Below are 19040 nucleotides of genomic sequence, written 5' to 3' on the forward strand. Positions count from 1 at the left end.
CGGGGTGCCACCTGCCACCACGAACGCCCCCCGTGAGGGCGCTGGTGAAAGCCGGTTAGCTCTGGTGAGACGCGCCAGGCGGATGAAGCGTTGCTTGGACGACGTTTATCCCGACGCCCACTGTGAGCTCGACTTCACCACACCGCTGGAACTGCTGGTCGCGGTCGTGCTGTCCGCGCAGACCACCGACGTCCGGGTGAACCTCGTCACGCCCGCGCTGTTCAAGCGCTACCGGACCGCCGCCGACTACGCCGGCGCCGAGCGCACCGAGCTGGAGGAGTACCTCCGGAGCACCGGCTTCTACCGGGCCAAGGCGAACTCCGTGATGGGGCTCGGCGCGGCGCTGGTCGAACGCTTCGACGGCGAGGTCCCGGCCAAGCTCGACGACCTGGTCACCCTGCCCGGCGTCGGCCGCAAGACCGCCAACGTCGTGCTCGGGAACGCCTTCGACGTCCCGGGCATCACCGTCGACACCCACTTCGGCCGCCTGGTGCGCCGCTGGGGCTGGACGGCCGAGGACGACCCGGTCAAGGTCGAGCACGCGATCGGCGAGCTGATCCCCCGCAAGGAGTGGACGATGCTCTCGCACCGGGTGATCTTCCACGGCCGGCGTGTCTGCCACGCCAAGAAGCCCGCGTGCGGCGCCTGCCCGCTGGCCAAGGACTGCCCGTCCTACGGCACCGGCCCGACCGGGTTCGAAGAGGCCGCGAAGCTCGTCAAGGGCGTCGAGAAGGACCACATCCTGGCCATGGCGGCGCCCCGGTGACGACCGTCACCAAATGGGCGCTGGCCGCCGCCGTGCTGGCGGTGGCGCTCATCGTCGCGCTGTTGCCCCGCGGGGGCGACGACAGCGCGGCGAAACCGGCCGGGGATCTGGCGCCCGCCCGGTCCGCGGCGGCGCTCCAGCCGTGCCCCGCGGCCGGTCCGGCCCGGCCGGTGAAGCAGCTCGACGGCGTCGAGGCGGACTGCCTTGGCGACGGCGGCAGCGTCGACCTCGGCAAGGCCCTGGCCGGGGCTCCGGTGCTGGTCAACGTGTGGGCGTCGTGGTGCCAGCCGTGCCGGACCGAGCTGCCCGTGCTCCAGGAGTACGCGAAGCAGCCCGGTGCCGTGCGGGTGCTCGGCGTCCAGGTGCAGAGCCCGGCTAAGGACGGCTTGAACCTCCTCGCCGAGCTGGGCGTGCACCTACCGTCGGTCTTCGACGGCGACGGGCCGAGCGGGCCCGTCCGCGCGGCGCTGAAGGTGCCGTCGTCGCTCCCGGCGTCCTACCTGGTCACCGCCGCCGGGGAGGTCCGGTTCATCGCGAACCCACGGTTGTTCGGGAACACTGACCAGGTGCGCGCGGCAGTGGGAGGGGCTTCATGATCGGACCGCTGGTGGAGCCGGAGTCCGTCCCCGAGTGGCTCCGGCCGCTGGTCAAGGTCAGCGGCGAGGTCGATTCGAAGACGTTCACGCGCTTCAGCCCGCCGGAGGACACCTACACCCGGCCCGCCGCGGTGCTCATCCTCTTCGGCGAGCGCGAAGCCGACGGCGAGCCCGACGTCCTGCTGCAGCGCCGCGCCGACACGCTCGGCTCGCACGCCGGCCAGGTCGCCTTCCCCGGCGGCGGCGCCGAAGACGGCGACGGCGGACCGGTCGGCACCGCGCTGCGCGAGGCCGAGGAGGAGACCGGGGTCGTCCCGTCCGGTGTCCGGCCGATCGCCGTGCTGCCCGAGCTGTTCGTCCCGGTCTCGAAGTTCGCGGTGACGCCGGTGCTCGCGCACTGGGAAACCCCGTCGCCGGTGCACGCGGTCGACCCGGGTGAGACGGCGTCGGTCGCGCGCGTGCCGCTCGCCGATCTGGCCGACCCGGCCAACCGGTTCACCGTCCAGAAGGCCGGCGCGCCGTGGAAGGGCCCGGCCTTCGAGGTCTCGGGCCTGTTCGTCTGGGGGTTCACCGCCGGGTTGCTGTCGGTCCTGCTCGGCCTGGGAGGCTTCGAGCGCGAATGGGACTCGGGCGACGTCCGGGACCTCGACGAGGCGCTGGCCGCGTACCAGGCGCGGGTTGTGGAAGGGTGACACGGTGAACTGGGTCGATGTGCTGGTACTGGCGCTGGCGGTGCTGGCGGCGGTGTCCGGCGCATACCAGGGCGTGATCGTCGCCTTGCCGTCGCTCGTCGGCGTCGTGCTCGGCGCGGTCGTGGGCATCAAGCTCGCGCCGGTGGTGGTCTCGTTCTTCGACGACCAGGTGTGGAAGGTCGCCTTCGCGGTCGCGACCGTGGTCTTCCTGGTCGCCCTCGGCGAGGCGATCGGCGTCTACGTCGGCCGCCGGCTGCGGCAGAAGATCAACCCGGACAAGCTCCGCGGCGTCGACAAGACGCTCGGCGCCATCGTGCAGGCCCTGGTCGTGCTCGTGGTGGCGTGGCTGATCGCGACGCCCCTGACGACCGTGTCCGCCCTGCCCTGGCTGCCCAAGGGGATCAACAACTCCCTGGTGCTCGGCAAGGTCAACGACGCGATGCCGGAGGCCGCGCAGGGCTTCCCGAGCCAGCTGCGGAAGCTGCTCGACGCGTCCGGCTTCCCGTCCATCATGGATCCCTTCGAGAAGGCCCCGACGGCCGACACCTCGCCGCCGGACCCGGCCCTGCAGAGCAGCGGGATCGTCCAGCAGCTGCACGGCAGCGTGGTCAAGATCCGCGGCAGCGCCAGCTCGTGCTCGCGCTCGCTGGAAGGCAGCGGGTTCGTGATCGCGCCGCAGCGGGTGATGACGAACGCGCACGTCGTCGCGGGCACCGACACCGTCGGCATCGAGACGACCCAGGGCGACTACCCGGCGCGGGTCGTCTACTTCGACCCGGAGGTCGACATCGCGGTGCTCGCCGTGCCGCGGCTGCGGGCCCCGGCCCTGCAGTTCGCGCCGGAGACCGCGCGGGCGGGCGACAGCGCGGTGGTGCTCGGCTACCCGCTCGACGGCCCGTACCGGGCGACGCCGGCGCGCGTGCGCGGCCGGATCAACCTGCGCGGCCCGGACATCTACGACGCCCGGACGGTCCAGCGGGACGTCTTCACGGTCCGCGCCGAGATCCGCAGCGGGAACTCGGGCGGCCCGATGGTGACGCCGGACGGCAGAGTCATCGGCGTCGTGTTCGGCGCGGCGGTCGAGGACCCGGAAACGGGCTTCACGCTGACGGCCGAGCAGGTGCGGGCCGAGGTCGACGCGGCGCCGTCGCAGTCGACGAACGTGTCGACGGGCTCCTGCGCCGCCTAACGCCCGTACCGCAGCGCCAAGCCGTCGAGCAGCGCCCGCAGCCCGGACTCGGCGATGGTGTCCAGCACCAGGTCGTAGCCGGTTTCCCCGAGCTCGCGCAGCATGCCGGCGAACGTCGGGAAGCCGCTGGTCATCGCGGCGAGCGCGGGGCCCTGGCGGTCCATCCAGTCGTCTTCGGACAGCCCGGACGACGCCAGGGCGCTCTGCTCGCGTTCCAGGTGGCTCGCCAGCCCCTGGAGGTGGCTGAAGAACACCACGTGCAGGTCGCAGAGGGTGGCCGCGTCGACGTCGAGCTGGGCCAGCGCCGACAGCGCCCGCTCGCCGTGGGCGGCTAGGTTCCGCAACGGCAGCGGCCGCGTGATCGGGGTGAGCTGGGCCAGCCAGGGGTGCCGCCGGAAGAGGCTCCACAGCGTGCGGCCGACGAGCAGCAGCTGGTCGCGCCAGTCCGGGGGCAGTTCGGCCGGGTAGCCGCGTTCGCCGTAGGCCGCGTCGGCCATCAGCAGCACGAGCTCGTCCCGGCCGCTCACGTACTTGTACGGCGCCATGGCGGCGACGCCGAGGCGAGCCGCGACGCCACGCATGGACAACGCGGCCAGCCCTTCGGCGTCGGCGATGCCGATCGCGGTGCGCACGATCCGGTCGCGGGTCAGGCCCCGCCGGCCGCCGCGCCGCTCCCGGCTCGCGACGACCGTGCCCGAGCGTGGCTCCGCGCGCACCAGCCCCTCCTGGCTCAGCAGGGTCAACGCCTTGGCCGCGGTCGCCATCGCGACACCGTGGTCGGCCGCGAGCCGCCGGGTCGAGGGCACCCGGGCGCCCGGCGGCAGCTCCCCACGCGTGATCCGGCCGCGCAGCTCTTCGGCGATGACCACGTACTTCACGACGTCTCCTGACCTAGTACAGCCAGCGATCTGTGCTAGTACAGAGTTGGCTTCCGAACTGCGGTGACTCCACTGTGGTGCGCACAAGCGTACGACTCTGGAGGGCACATGCGAAACGTCCTGATCTCCGGCGCGGGTGTCGCCGGCGGCACCCTGGCCTGGTTCCTGGCGCGCGACGGCTGGACGGTGACCGTGGTGGAGCGCGCGCCCGGCCCGCGCACCGGCGGCCAGGCGATCGACGTGCGCGGCGCCGCGCTCGACGTCGTCGACGCGATGGGCCTCGGCGACCGGCTGCGCGCGCTGCGCACCCGGATGCGGGGGATGTCCGTGGTGGACGGGACCGGGCAGGAGCTGTTCCGGTCCGAGGAGTTCACCTACAGCAGCGGACGGCTCGACAGCGCCGACTTCGAGCTGCTGCGCGACGACGTCGTCGCGATCCTGCACGAGGCGGCCGACGTCGAGTACGTCTTCGGCGACGCCGTCACGGCGTTGGCCGAAGAGCGCCGTGGCGTGCGCGTCGAGTTCGAACGCGGCAGCTTCCGGACGTTCGACCTGGTCATCGGCGCCGACGGCCTGCACTCGGCCGTGCGGCGGCTGGCCTTCGGGCCGGAGGAGCGGTTCAGCACGCACCTCGGGCAGTACCTGGCGGTCTTCCCGACGGCCAACTTCCTCGGCCTCGAGGACTGGCAGGTGTGGTTCCGGAACGAGGAAACCGGCGGCGCGGTCTACCCGGTGCGGGACAACACCGAGCTGCGCGTGACCCTCGGCTTCGGCTCGGAGCCGCTGCCGCGGCTGACCGTGGCGGAGCAGAAGCGGCTGATCGCGTCCCGGCTGGCGGGCGTGGGCTGGGAGGTCCCGAAGCTGCTGGCGGCGATGACCGAGGCGGAGGTCTTCTACTTCGACGCGATGGCGCAGATCCACCTGGACCGGTGGTCGGCCGGACGCGTGGCGCTGGTCGGCGACGCGGGTTACTGCGCGTCGGCGTTGTCCGGCCAGGGGACGAGCCTGGCGCTGGTCGGCGCGTATGTCTTGGCGCAGGAGCTGGGGCGCTCAGAGTACGAGGAGGCGTTCGCGGCTTACGAACGGCGGATGCGGCCGTTCGTCGAGCTGAACCAGGCCTTGGCGACGGAGAACCCGACGGGTGGTCCGGCGGAGGAGTCGGTGGAGCGGGCGAAGAACGCCATCGACCTCAGCTGAAGGAGGTCGGCCAGGGTCCTCGGCGGGGAGGGGTGGCGGGGTCGGCGGGGGAAGAGCGCCGCCGGGCCTCGTCGAGGTAGCCGGCGAGGGGCGTGGCGGGCGGCTCGGTCGAGCTGAACCAGGCCCTGGCGACCGAGAACCCGGCAGGTGGTCCGGCGGAGGAGTCGGTGGAGCGGGCGAAGAACGCCATCGACCTCAGCTGAGGAACCCCGCCAGCGCCGCCGACGTGCGGTCCGGCTCCTCGAGGTGGGGGAAGTGCCCGACGCCCGGCCAGATCTCCGGCTCGGCGTGCGGGCCCGCCCAGCGGGCCGACGACGCCGCCGTCTCGGGGAGGATGCAGGTGTCCTCAGCTCCGTGCAGCTGCAGCGTCGGGGCGGCGATCCGGCTGCCGACCGCTTCGGTGAACCGGCGGCCCTCGCCGCGGAACTGGGCGCGGAACGCCCAGCGGTAGTACTCGAGCGCGCTGTGCGCGACGCCGGGCACGAGCATCGCCTGCCGGAACGCCGCGGCGCTGTCGCCGAAGTCCGGAGTGGCTTGCCAGCGCGCGCCGGCCCAGGCGCCGAACAGGTCCTCGACTGCTTGGGCGTCGTCCTTCACGAGCCACTTCTCCGGCGCCATCGGCACCTGGAAGCGGAACAGGTGCCCGGCCGCGCGGCCCTGGCCGCGCCACGGGCGGGCCGCACCCGAGCGCAGTGCCAGCGGGTGGGCGGCGCCGATCGCCGTCACCGACGACACCAGCCGCGGGTGCAGGGCCGCGACCGTCCAGGCGAGCATCCCGCCCCACGCGTGCCCGACGAGGTGGGCGCGGCGCGCCCCGAGCGACTTGACCAGCCCGCCGACGTCCCCCGCGAGCGTCCACGCGTCGTAGCCGCGGGGCGGCTTGTCCGAGTCGCCGTAGCCGCGCAGGTCGACGGCGACCGCGCGGAACCCCGCGTCCGCCAGGGCACGCAGCTGGTGGTGCCAGGTCCACCAGAACTCGGCGAACCCGTGCAGTAGCACCACGACCGGGCCGTCGCCGAGCTCGGCGACGTGCAGCCGGATGCCGTTCGCGGACAGGTCGCGGTGGACCCACGGGCCGTCGAGCCGGACGATCGACGGGTCGGGGGACGCGTGCAACGACTTCAGTCGCGCGTGGTCAAGTCGGCTTCGGGCGCCTTCTGCGGCTTGAGCGCGGCGGCGGTCTCCTTGACGCTGGCGATGGTCCGCTCGGGCGCCTTGAACTTCTTCACCTTGCGGTAGCCGAGGAAGCCGGCCACGCCCGCGACGAGCAGCATCAGGACGAACACGATGCCGAACGCGCCCCAGCGGTGCAGCGGCCGGGCCCAGTCCGCGAGGCCTTCGGACAGGAAGAAAAAGAAGAAGAACGAGCTGTACAGCAGGACCGTCAGCGCGATCAGGAAGTAGACGGCCCCCTTGAGGCCCTTCTTCACCTCGCCGACCAGCTCGGACTTCGCCAGTTCCATCTCGGCCCGGACCAGGGTCGAGATGTGCTGGGTCGCGTCGCCGACGAGCCTGCCGATCGACTGGTCGCCCGGGACGTCGGTGTCGGAGGACAGCGGGAGGTAAGGCACGGCCCCCACGCCGTCGGGGCCGGTGCGTTCGTGTTTGGGGCTGCTCACCGGGTCATCGTGCCATGTGTCCGGAAACCGGGCGCGGCGGACTCACAGTGTGTCGGAGATTTCGGCGTGTACTCGGTTACGGCGGAGTAGCAAGCCTGCCGCCAGCAGGGACGCCGCCGCGGACGCGATCAACACCGCGGCCTTCGCCAGCTCGCTCGCCTCCGCCGGCAACGCCAGCTCCGTGATCAGCAGGCTGACCGTGAACCCGACCCCACCGAGCACGGACAACGCGGCCATGTCCCGCCAGCCCATCCCGCGGGGTTTCTCGGCCACGCGCAGCTTCACCGCGAGCAGGCTCGCGCCGAGGATGCCGACGACCTTGCCGACGAGCAGCCCCGCCAGCACGGCCAGCGGCAACGCCGTCGTGAAGACCGCGCCCAGCGCGTCGCCGTTGACCGAGATCCCGGCGGCGAACAACGCGAACACCGGCACGGCCACCGCGGCCGACCACGGCTGCAGCCGGTGCTCGAGCCGCAGGGCCGGCGCCTCGGCCTCGCCCGCGTCGGGGCGGACGCGGGTGAGCAGGCCGAGCGCGACGCCGGCGATGGTCGCGTGGACGCCCGCCGAGTGCACCGCGACCCAGGTGACCAGGGCCAACGGCACGTACAGCCACGGCGTCCGGACCCGCTTGTGCTGCAGGAAGGCGTACAGCGCGAGGGCCGCGATCGCGACGGCCACCGCGACCAGGTCGAACCCGGTCGTGAAGACGACGGCGATGACGACGATCGCGCCGAGGTCGTCGACCACGGCCAGCGACAGCAGGAACACCCGGGCGCTCGAGGGCAGGTTCGACGCGGTCAGCGCGAGCACGCCGAGCGCGAACGCGATGTCGGTGGCCACCGGGATCGCCCAGGCCCGCTCGATCCCCGGCGTCCCCCAGCCGACGCCCAGTGCGATCAGCGCGGGCACGACCATGCCGCCGATCGCGGCCACGACCGGCAGGATCGCCTGCTTGAACCGGGACAGCTCGCCGATGACCAGCTCACGCTTGAGCTCCAGGCCGGCGACGAAGAAGAACAGGGCGAGGAGGCCGTCCTTCGCCCAGTCGCCGAGGGTCAGGTTCAGGTGCAGGAACTCCGGGCCGAGCCGGAAGTCGCGCAGCGCGTGGTAGCTGTCGCGCAAGGGTGAGTTGGCCCAGATCAGGGCGACCGCGGTGGCGGCGAGCAGGATGAGGCCGCCGGTGGTTTCGGTGCGCAGGTAACGCGCGAACTCGGTCAACGGGCGGGACACGGGCGGCTCCTGGGGTCGATGGTCACTGTTGCCGACCAGACTTCCCGGCGCACCTTGACGTTATTTTAATCCCTCTTTGTCACGGACCGTTATGGCCGCCGCCACACGGGGTACCGGTGGTGATTCACCGGCGACCCCTCCTAACATGCCAAGCGACAACGAAGTCCGAGACAAAGGAAGACAGAGTTGTGAGCACCTCTACCGAGGTCCAGCAGGACACGAGGTTCTTCGGGCACCCACGAGGGCTGGCGAACCTCTTCGGCGTCGAGATGTGGGAGCGCTTCTCCTTCTACGGGATGCTCGGCATCCTCCCCATCTACCTCTACTACAAGGTCGAACAGGGTGGCCTGGGCCTGGCCCAGGAGTCCGCACTCGGCATCGTCGGCGCGTACGGCGGGCTGGTGTACCTCTCCGCCGTCATCGGGGCGTGGGTGGCCGACCGGCTGCTCGGCTCGGAACGGACGTTGTTCTACAGCGCCGTGCTGATCATGATCGGCCACATCAGCCTGGCGCTGCTGCCGGGCCTGGCCGGGATCGGCGTCGGCCTGGTCTGCGTCGCGGTCGGCAGTGGTGGGCTGAAGTCCAACGCGACGGCGATCGTCGGCACCCTCTACGCCGAGGGCGACGAGCGACGCGACGCCGGCTTCACGATCTTCTACATGGGCGTCAACCTCGGCGGGTTCGTCGGGCCGCTGCTGACCGGCCTCGCCCAGACCGAGGTCGGCTTCCACCTCGGCTTCGGCCTCGCCGCGATCGGCATGGCGCTCGGCCTGATCCAGTACACGCTCGGCCGCAAGAACCTCGGCGAGAAGGCCAAGGAGATCCCGAACCCGCTGCCGTCGTCGCGTCGGCTGCTCGCGGTCGGGGGCGCCGTCGTGCTGGTCGCCGCGATCGTCGCGCTGGTGCTGACCGGCGTGGTCAACCCGAACAACCTCGCCGACGTCGTCGTGTGGGTGGTCGGGGTGATCTCGGTGGTCTACTTCCTCGTCATCCTGACCAGCCGCAAGATCACCGGCGACGAGCGCAGCCGGGTGTTCTCGTTCATCCCGATGTTCATCGCCAGCGCGGTGTTCTTCTCGCTGTACCAGCAGCAGTTCACGGTCGTCGCGGCCTACACCGACCAGCGGCTGAACCGGAGCCTGTTCGGCTGGGAGATGCCGGTGTCCTGGGTCAACTCGATCAACCCGGTGTTCATCATCGTGTTCGCGCCGATCATCGCGGCGCTGTGGACGAAGCTGGGCGAGCGTCAGCCGTCGACGCCGATGAAGTTCGTCCTCGGCACGGTGCTCATGGGCGCGGCGTTCCTGCTGTTCCTGCCGATGGTGGGCAGCGGGCAGAACGCCAGTCCGTTGCTCGCGCTGGTCGGCATCCTGTTCGTCTTCACGATCGCCGAGCTCTGCCTGTCCCCGGTCGGGCTTTCGCTGTCGACGAAGCTCGCGCCGGAGGCGTTCCGGACGCAGATGGTCGCGCTGAACTTCCTGTCGATCTCGTTCGGCACGGCGATGTCCGGCAAGCTCGCCGAGTACTACTCGGTCGACGACGAAGCGCCGTACTTCAGCACGGTCGGCGGGGTCGCCATCGCGGTCGGCATCCTGCTGTTCCTGGCCATCCCCTTCATCCGCAAGCTGATGAAGGGCGTGCACTAGCTAGCCGACGGTGACGCCGAAGAGCACACCGACGAAGTAGGTCACGACCATGGTGAGGGCGCCGACCCCGACGTTCCGGAGGATCGCGCGCCCCACCTTGGCGTCCCCGAGCCGGGCACTGAGCCACCCGGTGAGCGTCAGGCCGACGACGACCGCGGCCGCGCACGCCCACACGCGCAGGGAGACGCCGGCCCAGGCGATCGAGAGGATCGGCAGCAACGCGCCGACCGAGAACGCGATCAGCGACGCCCACGCGGCCTGCCACGGGCTGGTCAGGTTGTCCGGGTCGATGCCGAGCTCGGCCTCCGCGTGCGCCTGCAGCGCGTCCTTTTCGGTCAGCTCGCGGGCGACCTGACCGGCGAGCTCGGGCGAAAGCCCTTTCTCCTCGTAGATCCCGGCGAGCTCGCGCTCCTCGGCCTCCGGCATCGTCTTGAGCTCCTGCTTTTCCAGCCGGAGCAAGGCCTGTTCGGTGTCGCGCTGGGTGCTGACCGAGACGTATTCCCCGCCGGCCATGGAAAAGGCGCCGGCGACGAGCCCGGCGATTCCGGCGGTGAGGATCGTCGTGCTTTCGGTGGTGGCGCCGGCGACCCCGACGACGATGCCGGCGACGGACACGATCCCGTCGTTGGCCCCGAGAACCCCGGCCCGCAGCCAGTTCAGCTTGCCGCCCACGTCCTGGTGCGGTTCGTGGGTGTGGCCCACGGCGTCACCGTCAATCGTTTCGGTCACCCGACAAGTGAAACACGAACGGAGAATCGTGGCGAGACTTATTCTTTTTGTCAGGTACGCCTAATTAACGCCTGCCTTACCTAAGCCGTCCTGTGTGGACTCTCAGCCGGCATGGGTCATCATGGCGGTATGGAGGAACAGGTGTGGCAGCCGCTGGTGACGGTGGAGGGCCTCCCGCTGACGGGTGGCGAAGGCCGCTTCCGGCTGCTGGAGACGGCGTCGAGCGGCCTGGCGTATTTGATCCACTACCCGGCGGGCGTGGCCTCGCCGCCGCACGCCCACGACCACGACTCGATCGTGTACGTCCTCTCGGGTCGGCTGCGCGGCGCGGTGGACGGCGTCGAGTCGGAGCTGGCGCCGGGGGATTCGGTGCTGCACCCGAAAGGGGTCGAGCACCACGTGGAGGCGCTGACGGACTCCATGTGGGTGGAGTTCAAGTCCCCGCTGCCGCAGCGGCCCCCGATAGCGTGAAGCGCCCCAATGTGGCCTTCGGTGCGTCAGACGCACCGAAGGCCACATTGGGTGCGTCAGACGCAACCAAGGCCACATTGGGGCGCTCGGGCGTGAAAAGCGGAAACGCCCGGCCCCGCCGACGCGGAACCGGGCGCCTCCCGGAGTGAAGCCTCAGGCGTCCAGCTCGGCGAGGGCCAGCTTGGCCTTCTCGAGCTCGGCCTCCAGCGCCGCGACCTTCGCCGCCTGCGCCTCGCGGGCCTGGTTGATCACCTCGTCGATCGGGCCGGACAGGTCCGCGTGCAGCTCCTTGGCCGCGCGCGAGACCGCCGCCGCGGGGATCTCCAGACCCTTCGCGACCCACTTCGAGCCGTTCTTCAGCTCGGCCTGCCACTCGCCGTCGGCGGTGCCGGTGACCGTGAGGGTCAGCTCGACCGTGCGGGTCTTCTTCGCCGTCGACGCCGTCGCACCCTTCGGGCGGCCGCGCTTCGGCTTGGGGGCCTCCTCAGCAGCCGGCTCAGCCGGGCTCTCCGAAGCGGCCGGGGACGCGGACTCGGTGACGGTCTCCTCGGCGGCGGGAACCTCCGGAGTCGAAGCCGGAGCCGAGGCCGTTTCCTCGTCGTGCGTCAGGACATCCACGGTCATCGTCGTGTCGTCTCCTTGCCCGGGAAGGGGGTGTGGTTCGCGGCACAGCGTAGAACATGCGTTCGAGCCGCGCCACTCGGGGTGTCATGACAGAGCCCTCCCGGCGCGCAGCCGGAAGGGCCCTGACGGAGAAGACGCTAGCTCACTCCTCGGACTTGCCCGACTTCAGGCCCGACGAGATCAGGTCCATCACCGACGAGTCGGCCAGCGTGGTCACGTCGCCGACCTGACGGTTCTCCGCGACGTCACGCAGCAGGCGGCGCATGATCTTGCCCGAACGCGTCTTCGGCAGCTCCGGCACGACCATGATCTGCCGCGGCTTCGCGATCGGCCCGATCTCCTTCGCGACGTGGTTGCGCAGCGCCTGGATGGCCTCTTCGCCGCCGTCCACCGCGTTGCCGCGCAGGATCACGAACGCCACGATGCCCTGGCCGGTCGTCGGATCGGTCGCGCCGACGACCGCGGCCTCGGCCACCGTCGGGTGCGACACGAGCGCCGACTCGACCTCGGTCGTCGAGATGCGGTGGCCGGACACGTTCATCACGTCGTCGACGCGGCCCAGCAGCCAGACGTCACCGTCGTTGTCGTACTTCGCGCCGTCGCCGGCGAAGTAGAAGCCCTGGTCCTTGAAGCGCGACCAGTACGTGTCGCGGAAGCGCTCCTCGTCGCCCCAGACGCCCCGCAGCATCGACGGCCACGGCTTGTCGAGCACCAGGTACCCGCCGCCGCCCGGGCCGACCTCGTTGCCCTGGTCGTCGACGACCTTCGCGGAGATGCCCGGCAGCGCCTTCTGCGCCGAACCCGGCTTGGTCGAGGTGACGCCCGGCAGCGGCGAGATCATGATCGCGCCGGTTTCGGTCTGCCACCACGTGTCGACGATCGGCGTCTTGCCCGCGCCGATGTTCTCGCGGTACCAGATCCACGCCTCGGGGTTGATCGGCTCGCCGACCGAACCCAGCACCCGCAGCGACGACAGGTCGTACTTCTCCGGGATTTCCGCGCCCCACTTCATGAAGGTGCGGATCAGCGTCGGCGCCGTGTAGTAGAGGGAGACCTTGTACTTCTGGATGATCTCCCAGTGCCGGCCCTCGTGCGGGGTGTTCGGCGTGCCTTCGTAGACGACCTGCGTGACGCGGTTGGCGAGCGGGCCGTAGACGATGTAGCTGTGGCCGGTGATCCAGCCGATGTCCGCGGTGCACCAGTAGACGTCCTCGCCGGCCTTGTGGTCGAAGACGTTGTGGTGCGTGTACGCCGTCTGCGTCAGGTAGCCGCCGGAGGTGTGCAGGATGCCCTTCGGCTTCCCGGTCGTCCCGGACGTGTAGAGGATGAACAGCGGGTGCTCGCTGTCGAAGGCTTCGGGAGTGTGCTCTTCGGACTGTCCGTCGACGAGCTCGTGCCACCAGAGGTCGCGGTCGTCGGTCCACGGGACGTCGCCCTCGAGCTTGTCGCCGGTGCGCTTGACGACGATGACCTTCTCGACGGTTTCGGCGCCTTCGAGCGCTTCGTCGACGTTGGCCTTCATCGGCGCGGCCTTGCCGCGGCGGAACTGGCCGTCGGAGGTGATCACGACCTTCGCGGCGGCGTCGTCGACGCGGGCCCGCAACGCCGTCGGTGAGAAACCGCCGAAGACGACGTTGTGCAGCGCGCCGATCCGCGCGCACGCGAGCATCGCGAAGATGGCCTCGGGGACCATCTGCAGCTGGATCGCCACGACGTCGCCGGCGTTGACGCCCAGCGACGTGAGGGCGTTGGCGGCCTTGGAAACCTCGGTCTTCAGCTCGGCGTAGGTGATGTCCCGGGTGTCACCCGGCTCGCCGACCCAGTGGATCGCGACCTGGTCGCCGTGCCCGGACTCGACGTGCCGGTCGACGCAGTTGTACGCGACGTTCAGCTTGCCGCCGACGAACCACTTCGCGAAGGGCGCATTGGTCCAGTCCAGTACCGTGGTCCACTTCGTGTCCCACGTCAGCCGCTCCGCCTGCTTCGCCCAGAACGCTTCGCGATCGGCGTCCGCTTCGGCGTAGAGATCGGCCTTCGCATTGGCCTGAGCAGCGAAATCATCGCTGGGCGGGAAGGTGCGGCTCTCGGTGAGCAGGTTGTCCAGAGCGGGGGACTGCTCGGTCATGGTTGCAAGGCCTCCTGTAGTGCGCCGACATGACGGCTAGCGGCACGCTAGCGACGTTAGTCCGCCTTGTAAAAGGTTGCACCCACGTTGCCCCGCGGTTTCACCGAGCCAGGCGAGCCGCGGTGACTAAGCGTTCGTTCAGCCGGGCCTTCGCGGCCGGCCATTCCGGCGCCAGCATCGAATAGAGGACGGTGTCGCGCGACGACCCGTCCGGCCGGATCCGGTGCGCGCGCAGCACGGCTTCGCGAAGCGCGCCAAGTCGTTCGATGGCGCGTTGCGAGCGGAGGTTGCGGATGTCGGTCTCCCACGCGACCCGTTGCGCGCCAAGGGTTTCGAACGCGTGCGTGAGCAGCAGCAGCTTCGACTCGGTGTTGAGCCCGGTGCGCTGCCAGTCCGCGCCGATCCACGTGTGCCCGATCGAGAGGATCCGGTGCGCCTCGACCACCTGGTAGTACGACGTCGTCCCGGCGACCCGGCCGGAGGTGACGTCGATCTGCGCGAAGGCGCGGCGCGCGGGGTCGGCGAGCGCGTCGGTGACCATCCGCTCGGCCGCGGGAAGATCCCCCGGCTGCCGGATGCTCAGCCACGCCCAGATGCCCGGGTCGTCGGCCGCTTCGAAGAGGCCCTTGGCGTGCTCGAGGGTCAGTGGCTCCAGGCGGACGTGCTCGCCGGACAAGGTCGGTCGGGTGCTCCAGTCGCTCACGGGACCACCGTAAACGCGGCTTTGGCTTTCCCGGATAGCCAATTTCCGAGCGTTTTCAGAGGCCACTTCGGCGTTGCCTATGCTCGGCTGACCACGACGAAGGGCGAGATCGATGGCCGAAGAGCGGGAAGAGCTGAGCTGGGAGCTGTTCGGCACCGCGAGCCGTGAACTGGCTCACACCATCGCCGAAGACGGCTTCGCACCGGACCTCATCCTGTCCATCGCCCGCGGCGGCCTGTTCGTCGCCGGCGCGCTCGGCTACGCGCTCGACGTGAAGAACCTGCACGTGATGAACGTCGAGTTCTACACCGGCGTCGACCAGCGCCTCGACCTGCCGGTGATGCTGCCGCCGGTGCCCAACGTCGTCGACCTGACGAGCAAGAAGGTGCTGATCGCCGACGACGTCGCCGACACCGGCGCCACGCTCAAGCTGGTCCGCGACTTCTGCGTCGAGCACGTCGCCGAGGTGCGCTCGGCGGTCGTCTACGAGAAGCCGCATTCGACGGTCAAGTGCGAGTACGTCTGGCGGCACACCGACCGGTGGATCAACTTCCCGTGGTCGGTGCTGCCGCCCGTGGTTTCGCGCGCGGGCCAGGTGCTCGATGCCTGATCCGCTGAAGCCCCTGCTCGACCTCGAAGGCGTCGCCGCGGCCGCGAAGTCCGCCCAGGACGCCGTGTTCAAGGTGCACCGCCTGCCCGCCAACCTCCGCGGTGGCGCGGCGACCGCGGCCGAGGCCTCGGTCCGCGCGGCTCGCGCGTCGGCGGGAATCGAAGGCGCGAACCCGGAGCTACCCGCTGACGGCGCGGTGTCCGACCCGGCGCTGGCCGGCTCGCTGCGCGTCGCGGAGACCCTGGAATCGCTGCTCCCGACGTGGCGCCGCGCGCCGCTGCAAGCGTTGGCGCGCCTGCACGTCCTCGCCGCGGCGGACCTCGTCGACGACCTGGACGCGTTGGGCCGCCCGCATTCCGGCGGCGGCCGCCTCGAGCTGCTGGCCCAGCTGGTGACCGGTGCGACGTCGGTGCCCGGCCCGGTCCTGACCGCGGTCGTGCACGGGGAACTGCTGGCGCTCAAGCCGTTCGGCAGCGCGGACGGCGTCGTCGCCCGCGCTGCGGCCCGGCTGACGATGATCGCGACAGGGCTGGACCCGAAGGCCTTGACCGTGCCCGAAGTCGCGTTCTTCCGCCGGGTGCCTCGCTACCTCGAAACCGCGGAAGGCTTCGCGAGCGGGTCGCCGGACGGCGTGCGCGCGTGGCTGCTCTTCTGCTGCGAAGCGTTCGAAGCGGGCGCGCGCGAAGCGAAGAGCATTTCGGACGCGGCCTCCTAAGAGGACAGTTTCGCCGACCACTTCTCTTCGATGCGCCCGAACCGCCACACCGCGAGCGCGACGACCCACGTCAGCACGAACAACCCGACGATCCCGAAGCCGACGTAGTCCAGGTTGACCGAAGCGATCGCGGCCAGCGGCCCCGAGGTGATGTCCAGCTTCTCGGCGAGGATCGAGACCAGCTCGATGGTCCCGATCACCAGCGCCACCGCGACCGACAACGCGGTCACCGTGATGTTGTAGAAGATCTTGCGCACCGGCTTCGCGAACGCCCAGCCGTAGGCGAAGTTCATGAAGCAGCCGTCCACGGTGTCGAACAGGCTCATGCCGGCGGCGAAGAGGATCGGCAGCACGAGGATCGCGTACCAGGGCAGGGCGAACGTCGCGGCGCCGGCGGCGAGCACCAGCAGGCCGATCTCGGTGGCGGTGTCGAAGCCGAGGCCGAACAGCACACCGACGGGGTAGATGTGCCACGGCTTCCGCACCGCCTTCGTCGCGCCGCGCAGCAGCCGGTTCAGCACGCCGCGGTTGTCGAGCTGGTGCTCCAGGGCGGCTTCGTCGAACTCGCCGTGGCGCATCCTCCGGAAGACCCGCAGGATGCCGATGAGCACCACGAGGTTCAGGATCGCGATGACGTAGAGGAAAACGCCGGACACCGACGTCCCGATGAGACCGGTCGCGGTGTGCAGTGCCGAGGAGTCGTCCTCGACCTGCCCGGCGAGTGCGCGGACCCCGAGCGAGAGCAGCAGGCACAACGCGAAGACGATCGTCGAGTGCCCGAGGGAGAACCAGAAGCCGACCGACAGCGGCCGCTGGCCGTCGGCCATCAGCTTGCGGGTCGTGTTGTCGATGGCGGCGATGTGGTCGGCGTCGAACGCGTGCCGCATGCCGAGCGTGAACGCCGTGACGCCGAGGCCGATCCCGAAGACGCCGGACGTGCCGAGCGCGTAGTGCTGGGGTGCGACGAAAGCCGCCAGCACCACCCAGCCCACGACGTTGAGCAGCAGGATGACCGCGGCCATCCCGCCGACGGACACCCACTCGCGGCGCGACAGCCCGCGCCGCGAGTCCTCGATCGTGCTCGCCATCGCCACCTGCCTCTCATCTGAGAGGTTAGACAGGTGAGCAGGTGAAGAGCAATCAGCTTGCGCGCACCCGCACCATGTCGAGCGCCTTGCGAACGTGCCCACCGGACGTGTGCAGCGCCTTCGCCGCGCTCTTGACGTCGACACCCGCGAGCAGGTGCACCAGCGCCGTCTTGAGGTCGCCCCCGGCCTCGGTGAGCGCGTCCGAGCAGTCCGCCATCGTCATGCCGGTGGCTTCCTGCAGGATCCGGATGGTCCGGCCGCGCAGCTTCGCGTTCGTCGCCCGCATGCTGACCATCAGGTTGGAGTAGGTCCGGCCCAGCTTGATCATCGTCGCCGTGGAGAACGACGTGAGGATCATCTTCTGCGCCGTGCCCGCCTTCATCCGGGTCGACCCGGCGATCGCCTCCGGCCCGGTGTCGACCGCGATGAGCACGTCGACACCCGGCGGCTTGGGGGCGTTCGCGTTACCCGACACCAGGCCCGTGTGGGCGCCCTGGCGCTGGGCCGCGAGCAGCGCGCCCAAGACGTACGGCGTCCTGCCCGACGCCGTCAGCCCCAGCACGAAGTCACCCGGCTGGACCATGGCCGCCATCTCGGCGGCGCCGGCCCCGTCGTCGTCCTCCGCGTTTTCGACGGCCTGGCGCAGCGCGCGCTCGCCGCCGGCGTGATGCGCGATGAACCAGTCCGACGGCACGTTGAACGTCGGCACCAGCTCGGCCGCGTCCAGCGTCGCCAGGCGGCCGGACGTCCCCGCGCCGACGTAGTGCACCCGGCCGCCCGCCCGCAGGGCGTCGACCGCGTAGTCCACCGCGCGTGCCACCTGTGGCAGCACCTCGGCCACGGCGCCGGCGACCGTGCGGTCCTCGGCGTTGATCGCGCCCAGGATCCCCGCGGTGGACATCAGGTCGATGTCCGTGGTGCGGGGGTTGCGGGTCTCGGTCGGCGAATCGACGTGCACCGCCTGCGTGGGGACGGTCATCATGCGCCTCACATTTTCTCCGGTCATTGCTTGCCGGTTTCCCGCGGACGGCGACGACCGTCCGGCCTGACCCCCAAGCGGTGCGAGCCGACCGCGTCCCTGGTGGCGTCCAGAGCGCTGACCGACGCGTCCATGTGCCGCTGCGCGACGCCGATGAACAGGCAGTCGATGACGGTGAGCTGGGCGATGCGGCTCGCCGTCGCTCCCGAACGGAACGTGGTTTCCCGGGCGGCCGTGGTCAAAACGTAGTCGGCGACCTCGGTGATCGGGGAACGCGGGAAGTTCGTCACGGCGATGGTGACGGCGCCGTGCTCCCGGGCGACCCGCAGCGCCTCGACGGTGTCGGTGGTCGCGCCGGTGTGCGAGACGCCGATGGCGACGTCACCGGGGCTCAGCACCGCGGCCGAGGTCAGCATGATGTGCGTGTCCGACCACGAGAAGCACACGCGGCCGATGCGGTGCAGCTTCTGCTGCAGGTCCGCGGCGACGAAGGCGCTGGCGCCCACGCCGTAGACGTCCGCGCGGCCGGCGCTCGCGACGACCTCGATCACGCGCTCCAGCGTGGCGACGTCGAGCTGGTCGGCGGTCTCCTCGACCGCACGCGCGTCGGCGAAGCTGACCTTGCCGATGACGGCGGCCAGGTCGTCCTCCGGGCCGATCTCGCCGCCGAGGTTGCGCGTGGTGCGGGCCTCGGTGCGCGCGGTGTCCGCGGCCAGCGCGATGCGCAGCTGCGGGTAGCCGCCGACGCCGACGGCCTTGCAGAAGCGCGTCACCGTCGTCTCGCTCGTGTTCGCGGCCAGGGCGACTTCGGTGATGCTGCGTCTGGCCACCGAGGCCGGATCGTCGAGCACCACCTTCGCCACGCGCTGCTCGGCGCGGGCCAGGCCGGGGAGCAGGGACCGGATCCGGACCAGCGGGCTGGCGTCCGCGTCCCGCACGGTCGACTGGACCGCGACGGCTTCGGACGGTGCCGCGCTGATTACGGATTCGGTATCACTCACCGTCGGAAAGTTACTAACCGTTGGCATCTGCGACAAGGCTACCCACACCCTTCGGTCGGATCGCAACCCGTCCGTGTCTGCGGATCTGGATTTGCGATTAATCACTGACCAGAAAGTCGCCAACCAGGTCGGTATTGTTAACGAGGTCAAGCTAACGACTTGGCAACTTAGTGTCGCGACGC

General features: G+C 70.5%; 20 protein-coding genes. 9 read left to right on the forward strand and 11 right to left on the reverse strand.

Annotated features, from left to right (window positions below):
* The first annotated feature begins 82 nt into the window (after positions 1-82).
* From nth to M8542_RS01005, 4 genes are read left to right on the forward strand one after another with little or no spacing between them, the layout of a single operon-like run.
* Positions 83-766: an endonuclease III gene (gene nth, locus M8542_RS00990; RefSeq protein ID WP_257918031.1), complete on the forward strand. Its 684-nt coding sequence runs from the start codon at positions 83-85 to the stop codon at positions 764-766.
* Complete coding sequence (locus M8542_RS00995; RefSeq protein ID WP_257918032.1) at positions 763-1362, forward strand: TlpA family protein disulfide reductase; 600 nt, start codon at positions 763-765, stop codon at positions 1360-1362. Before nth ends, M8542_RS00995 begins: the two co-directional genes overlap by 4 nt.
* Positions 1359-2054: an NUDIX hydrolase gene (locus tag M8542_RS01000; RefSeq protein WP_257918033.1), complete on the forward strand. Its 696-nt coding sequence runs from the start codon at positions 1359-1361 to the stop codon at positions 2052-2054. The genes M8542_RS00995 and M8542_RS01000 overlap by 4 nt, the downstream gene beginning before the upstream one ends.
* 4 nt (positions 2055-2058) lie before the next feature.
* Complete coding sequence (locus M8542_RS01005; protein ID WP_257918034.1) at positions 2059-3243, forward strand: MarP family serine protease; 1185 nt, start codon at positions 2059-2061, stop codon at positions 3241-3243.
* Here M8542_RS01005 and M8542_RS01010 read toward each other — a convergent pair.
* Positions 3240-4121 carry a GntR family transcriptional regulator gene (locus tag M8542_RS01010; RefSeq protein WP_257918035.1) on the reverse strand — a complete coding sequence of 294 codons (882 nt, stop codon included), beginning with the start codon at positions 4119-4121 and terminating at the stop codon, positions 3240-3242. The genes M8542_RS01005 and M8542_RS01010 overlap by 4 nt on opposite strands.
* Before the next feature lie 108 nt (positions 4122-4229).
* Here M8542_RS01010 and M8542_RS01015 point away from each other — a divergent pair, with 108 nt between their 5' ends.
* Entirely contained in the window at positions 4230-5318 is a 1089-nt protein-coding gene (locus M8542_RS01015) for an FAD-dependent monooxygenase (RefSeq protein ID WP_257918036.1), read from the forward strand.
* Between the two features lie 195 nt (positions 5319-5513).
* On the opposite strand, the gene M8542_RS01020 is transcribed toward M8542_RS01015, so the two are convergent.
* Genes M8542_RS01020 through nhaA form a run of 3 tightly spaced genes read right to left on the reverse strand, consistent with a single transcriptional unit; the run spans position 5514 to position 8167 of the window.
* Positions 5514-6434: an alpha/beta fold hydrolase gene (locus tag M8542_RS01020; protein ID WP_257918037.1), complete on the reverse strand. Its 921-nt coding sequence runs from the start codon at positions 6432-6434 to the stop codon at positions 5514-5516.
* Positions 6435-6439: 5 nt separating this feature from the next.
* A complete protein-coding gene (locus tag M8542_RS01025) occupies positions 6440-6937 on the reverse strand; it encodes a phage holin family protein (protein WP_257918038.1) in 498 nt (165 codons plus the stop codon).
* Between the two features lie 42 nt (positions 6938-6979).
* Positions 6980-8167, reverse strand: coding sequence for a Na+/H+ antiporter NhaA (gene nhaA, locus M8542_RS01030; RefSeq protein ID WP_257918039.1), 1188 nt, complete (start codon positions 8165-8167; stop codon positions 6980-6982).
* A gap of 188 nt (positions 8168-8355) precedes the next feature.
* Here nhaA and M8542_RS01035 point away from each other — a divergent pair, with 188 nt between their 5' ends.
* The gene (locus M8542_RS01035) at positions 8356-9813 is read left to right on the forward strand and encodes a peptide MFS transporter (RefSeq protein WP_257918040.1); all 1458 of its coding nucleotides are present in this window, start codon (positions 8356-8358) and stop codon (positions 9811-9813) included.
* Here the strand turns inward: M8542_RS01035 and M8542_RS01040 are convergent, their stop codons facing one another.
* The gene (locus M8542_RS01040; protein ID WP_257918041.1) at positions 9814-10542 is read right to left on the reverse strand and encodes a VIT1/CCC1 transporter family protein; all 729 of its coding nucleotides are present in this window, start codon (positions 10540-10542) and stop codon (positions 9814-9816) included.
* Between the two features lie 129 nt (positions 10543-10671).
* Between M8542_RS01040 and M8542_RS01045 the strand changes: the two genes are divergently transcribed.
* The gene (locus M8542_RS01045; protein WP_257918042.1) at positions 10672-11013 is read left to right on the forward strand and encodes a cupin domain-containing protein; all 342 of its coding nucleotides are present in this window, start codon (positions 10672-10674) and stop codon (positions 11011-11013) included.
* Between the two features lie 153 nt (positions 11014-11166).
* Here M8542_RS01045 and M8542_RS01050 read toward each other — a convergent pair whose 3' ends face one another.
* The 3 genes from M8542_RS01050 to M8542_RS01060 form a co-directional block, all read right to left on the reverse strand.
* Positions 11167-11637, reverse strand: coding sequence for a DUF6319 family protein (locus tag M8542_RS01050; protein ID WP_257918043.1), 471 nt, complete (start codon positions 11635-11637; stop codon positions 11167-11169).
* Between the two features lie 142 nt (positions 11638-11779).
* Positions 11780-13762: an acetate--CoA ligase gene (gene acs, locus M8542_RS01055; RefSeq protein WP_257918044.1), complete on the reverse strand. Its 1983-nt coding sequence runs from the start codon at positions 13760-13762 to the stop codon at positions 11780-11782.
* Positions 13763-13862: 100 nt separating this feature from the next.
* Positions 13863-14465 carry a GNAT family N-acetyltransferase gene (locus M8542_RS01060; RefSeq protein WP_257918045.1) on the reverse strand — a complete coding sequence of 201 codons (603 nt, stop codon included), beginning with the start codon at positions 14463-14465 and terminating at the stop codon, positions 13863-13865.
* Between the two features lie 112 nt (positions 14466-14577).
* Between M8542_RS01060 and M8542_RS01065 the strand changes: the two genes are divergently transcribed.
* Positions 14578-15075 carry a phosphoribosyltransferase gene (locus M8542_RS01065; protein WP_257918046.1) on the forward strand — a complete coding sequence of 166 codons (498 nt, stop codon included), beginning with the start codon at positions 14578-14580 and terminating at the stop codon, positions 15073-15075.
* Positions 15068-15790 (forward strand): Fic family protein, encoded by a 723-nt coding sequence (locus M8542_RS01070; protein ID WP_257918047.1) that lies wholly within the window; start codon positions 15068-15070, stop codon positions 15788-15790. The genes M8542_RS01065 and M8542_RS01070 overlap by 8 nt, the downstream gene beginning before the upstream one ends.
* Here the strand turns inward: M8542_RS01070 and nicT are convergent.
* From nicT to M8542_RS01085, 3 genes are read right to left on the reverse strand one after another with little or no spacing between them, the layout of a single operon-like run.
* Positions 15787-16878, reverse strand: coding sequence for a Nickel transporter NicT (nicT, locus tag M8542_RS01075; protein ID WP_257918048.1), 1092 nt, complete (start codon positions 16876-16878; stop codon positions 15787-15789). The genes M8542_RS01070 and nicT overlap by 4 nt on opposite strands.
* Positions 16879-16930: 52 nt before the next feature.
* Positions 16931-17860: an N-acetylmuramic acid 6-phosphate etherase gene (locus tag M8542_RS01080; protein WP_257918049.1), complete on the reverse strand. Its 930-nt coding sequence runs from the start codon at positions 17858-17860 to the stop codon at positions 16931-16933.
* Between the two features lie 20 nt (positions 17861-17880).
* A complete protein-coding gene (locus M8542_RS01085; RefSeq protein WP_257918050.1) occupies positions 17881-18858 on the reverse strand; it encodes a MurR/RpiR family transcriptional regulator in 978 nt (325 codons plus the stop codon).
* Positions 18859-19040: the final 182 nt, after the last annotated feature.

The sequence above is a fragment of the Amycolatopsis iheyensis genome (assembly GCF_024703995.1).
Taxonomy (GTDB): domain Bacteria; phylum Actinomycetota; class Actinomycetes; order Mycobacteriales; family Pseudonocardiaceae; genus Amycolatopsis; species Amycolatopsis iheyensis.

Excerpts from the sequence above, each read along its gene's own strand:
- nth (WP_257918031.1), top strand. The coding sequence starts at position 83 with ATGAAGCGTTGCTTGGACGACGTTTATCCCGACGCCCACTGTGAGCTC.
- M8542_RS01000 (WP_257918033.1), top strand. The coding sequence starts at position 1,359 with ATGATCGGACCGCTGGTGGAGCCGGAGTCCGTCCCCGAGTGGCTCCGG.
- M8542_RS01015 (WP_257918036.1), top strand. The coding sequence starts at position 4,230 with ATGCGAAACGTCCTGATCTCCGGCGCGGGTGTCGCCGGCGGCACCCTG.
- M8542_RS01045 (WP_257918042.1), top strand. The coding sequence starts at position 10,672 with ATGGAGGAACAGGTGTGGCAGCCGCTGGTGACGGTGGAGGGCCTCCCG.
- M8542_RS01050 (WP_257918043.1), bottom strand. The coding sequence starts at position 11,637 with ATGACCGTGGATGTCCTGACGCACGACGAGGAAACGGCCTCGGCTCCG.
- acs (WP_257918044.1), bottom strand. The coding sequence starts at position 13,762 with ATGACCGAGCAGTCCCCCGCTCTGGACAACCTGCTCACCGAGAGCCGC.
- M8542_RS01065 (WP_257918046.1), top strand. The coding sequence starts at position 14,578 with ATGGCCGAAGAGCGGGAAGAGCTGAGCTGGGAGCTGTTCGGCACCGCG.
- M8542_RS01070 (WP_257918047.1), top strand. The coding sequence starts at position 15,068 with ATGCCTGATCCGCTGAAGCCCCTGCTCGACCTCGAAGGCGTCGCCGCG.
- nicT (WP_257918048.1), bottom strand. The coding sequence starts at position 16,878 with ATGGCGAGCACGATCGAGGACTCGCGGCGCGGGCTGTCGCGCCGCGAG.
- M8542_RS01080 (WP_257918049.1), bottom strand. The coding sequence starts at position 17,860 with ATGATGACCGTCCCCACGCAGGCGGTGCACGTCGATTCGCCGACCGAG.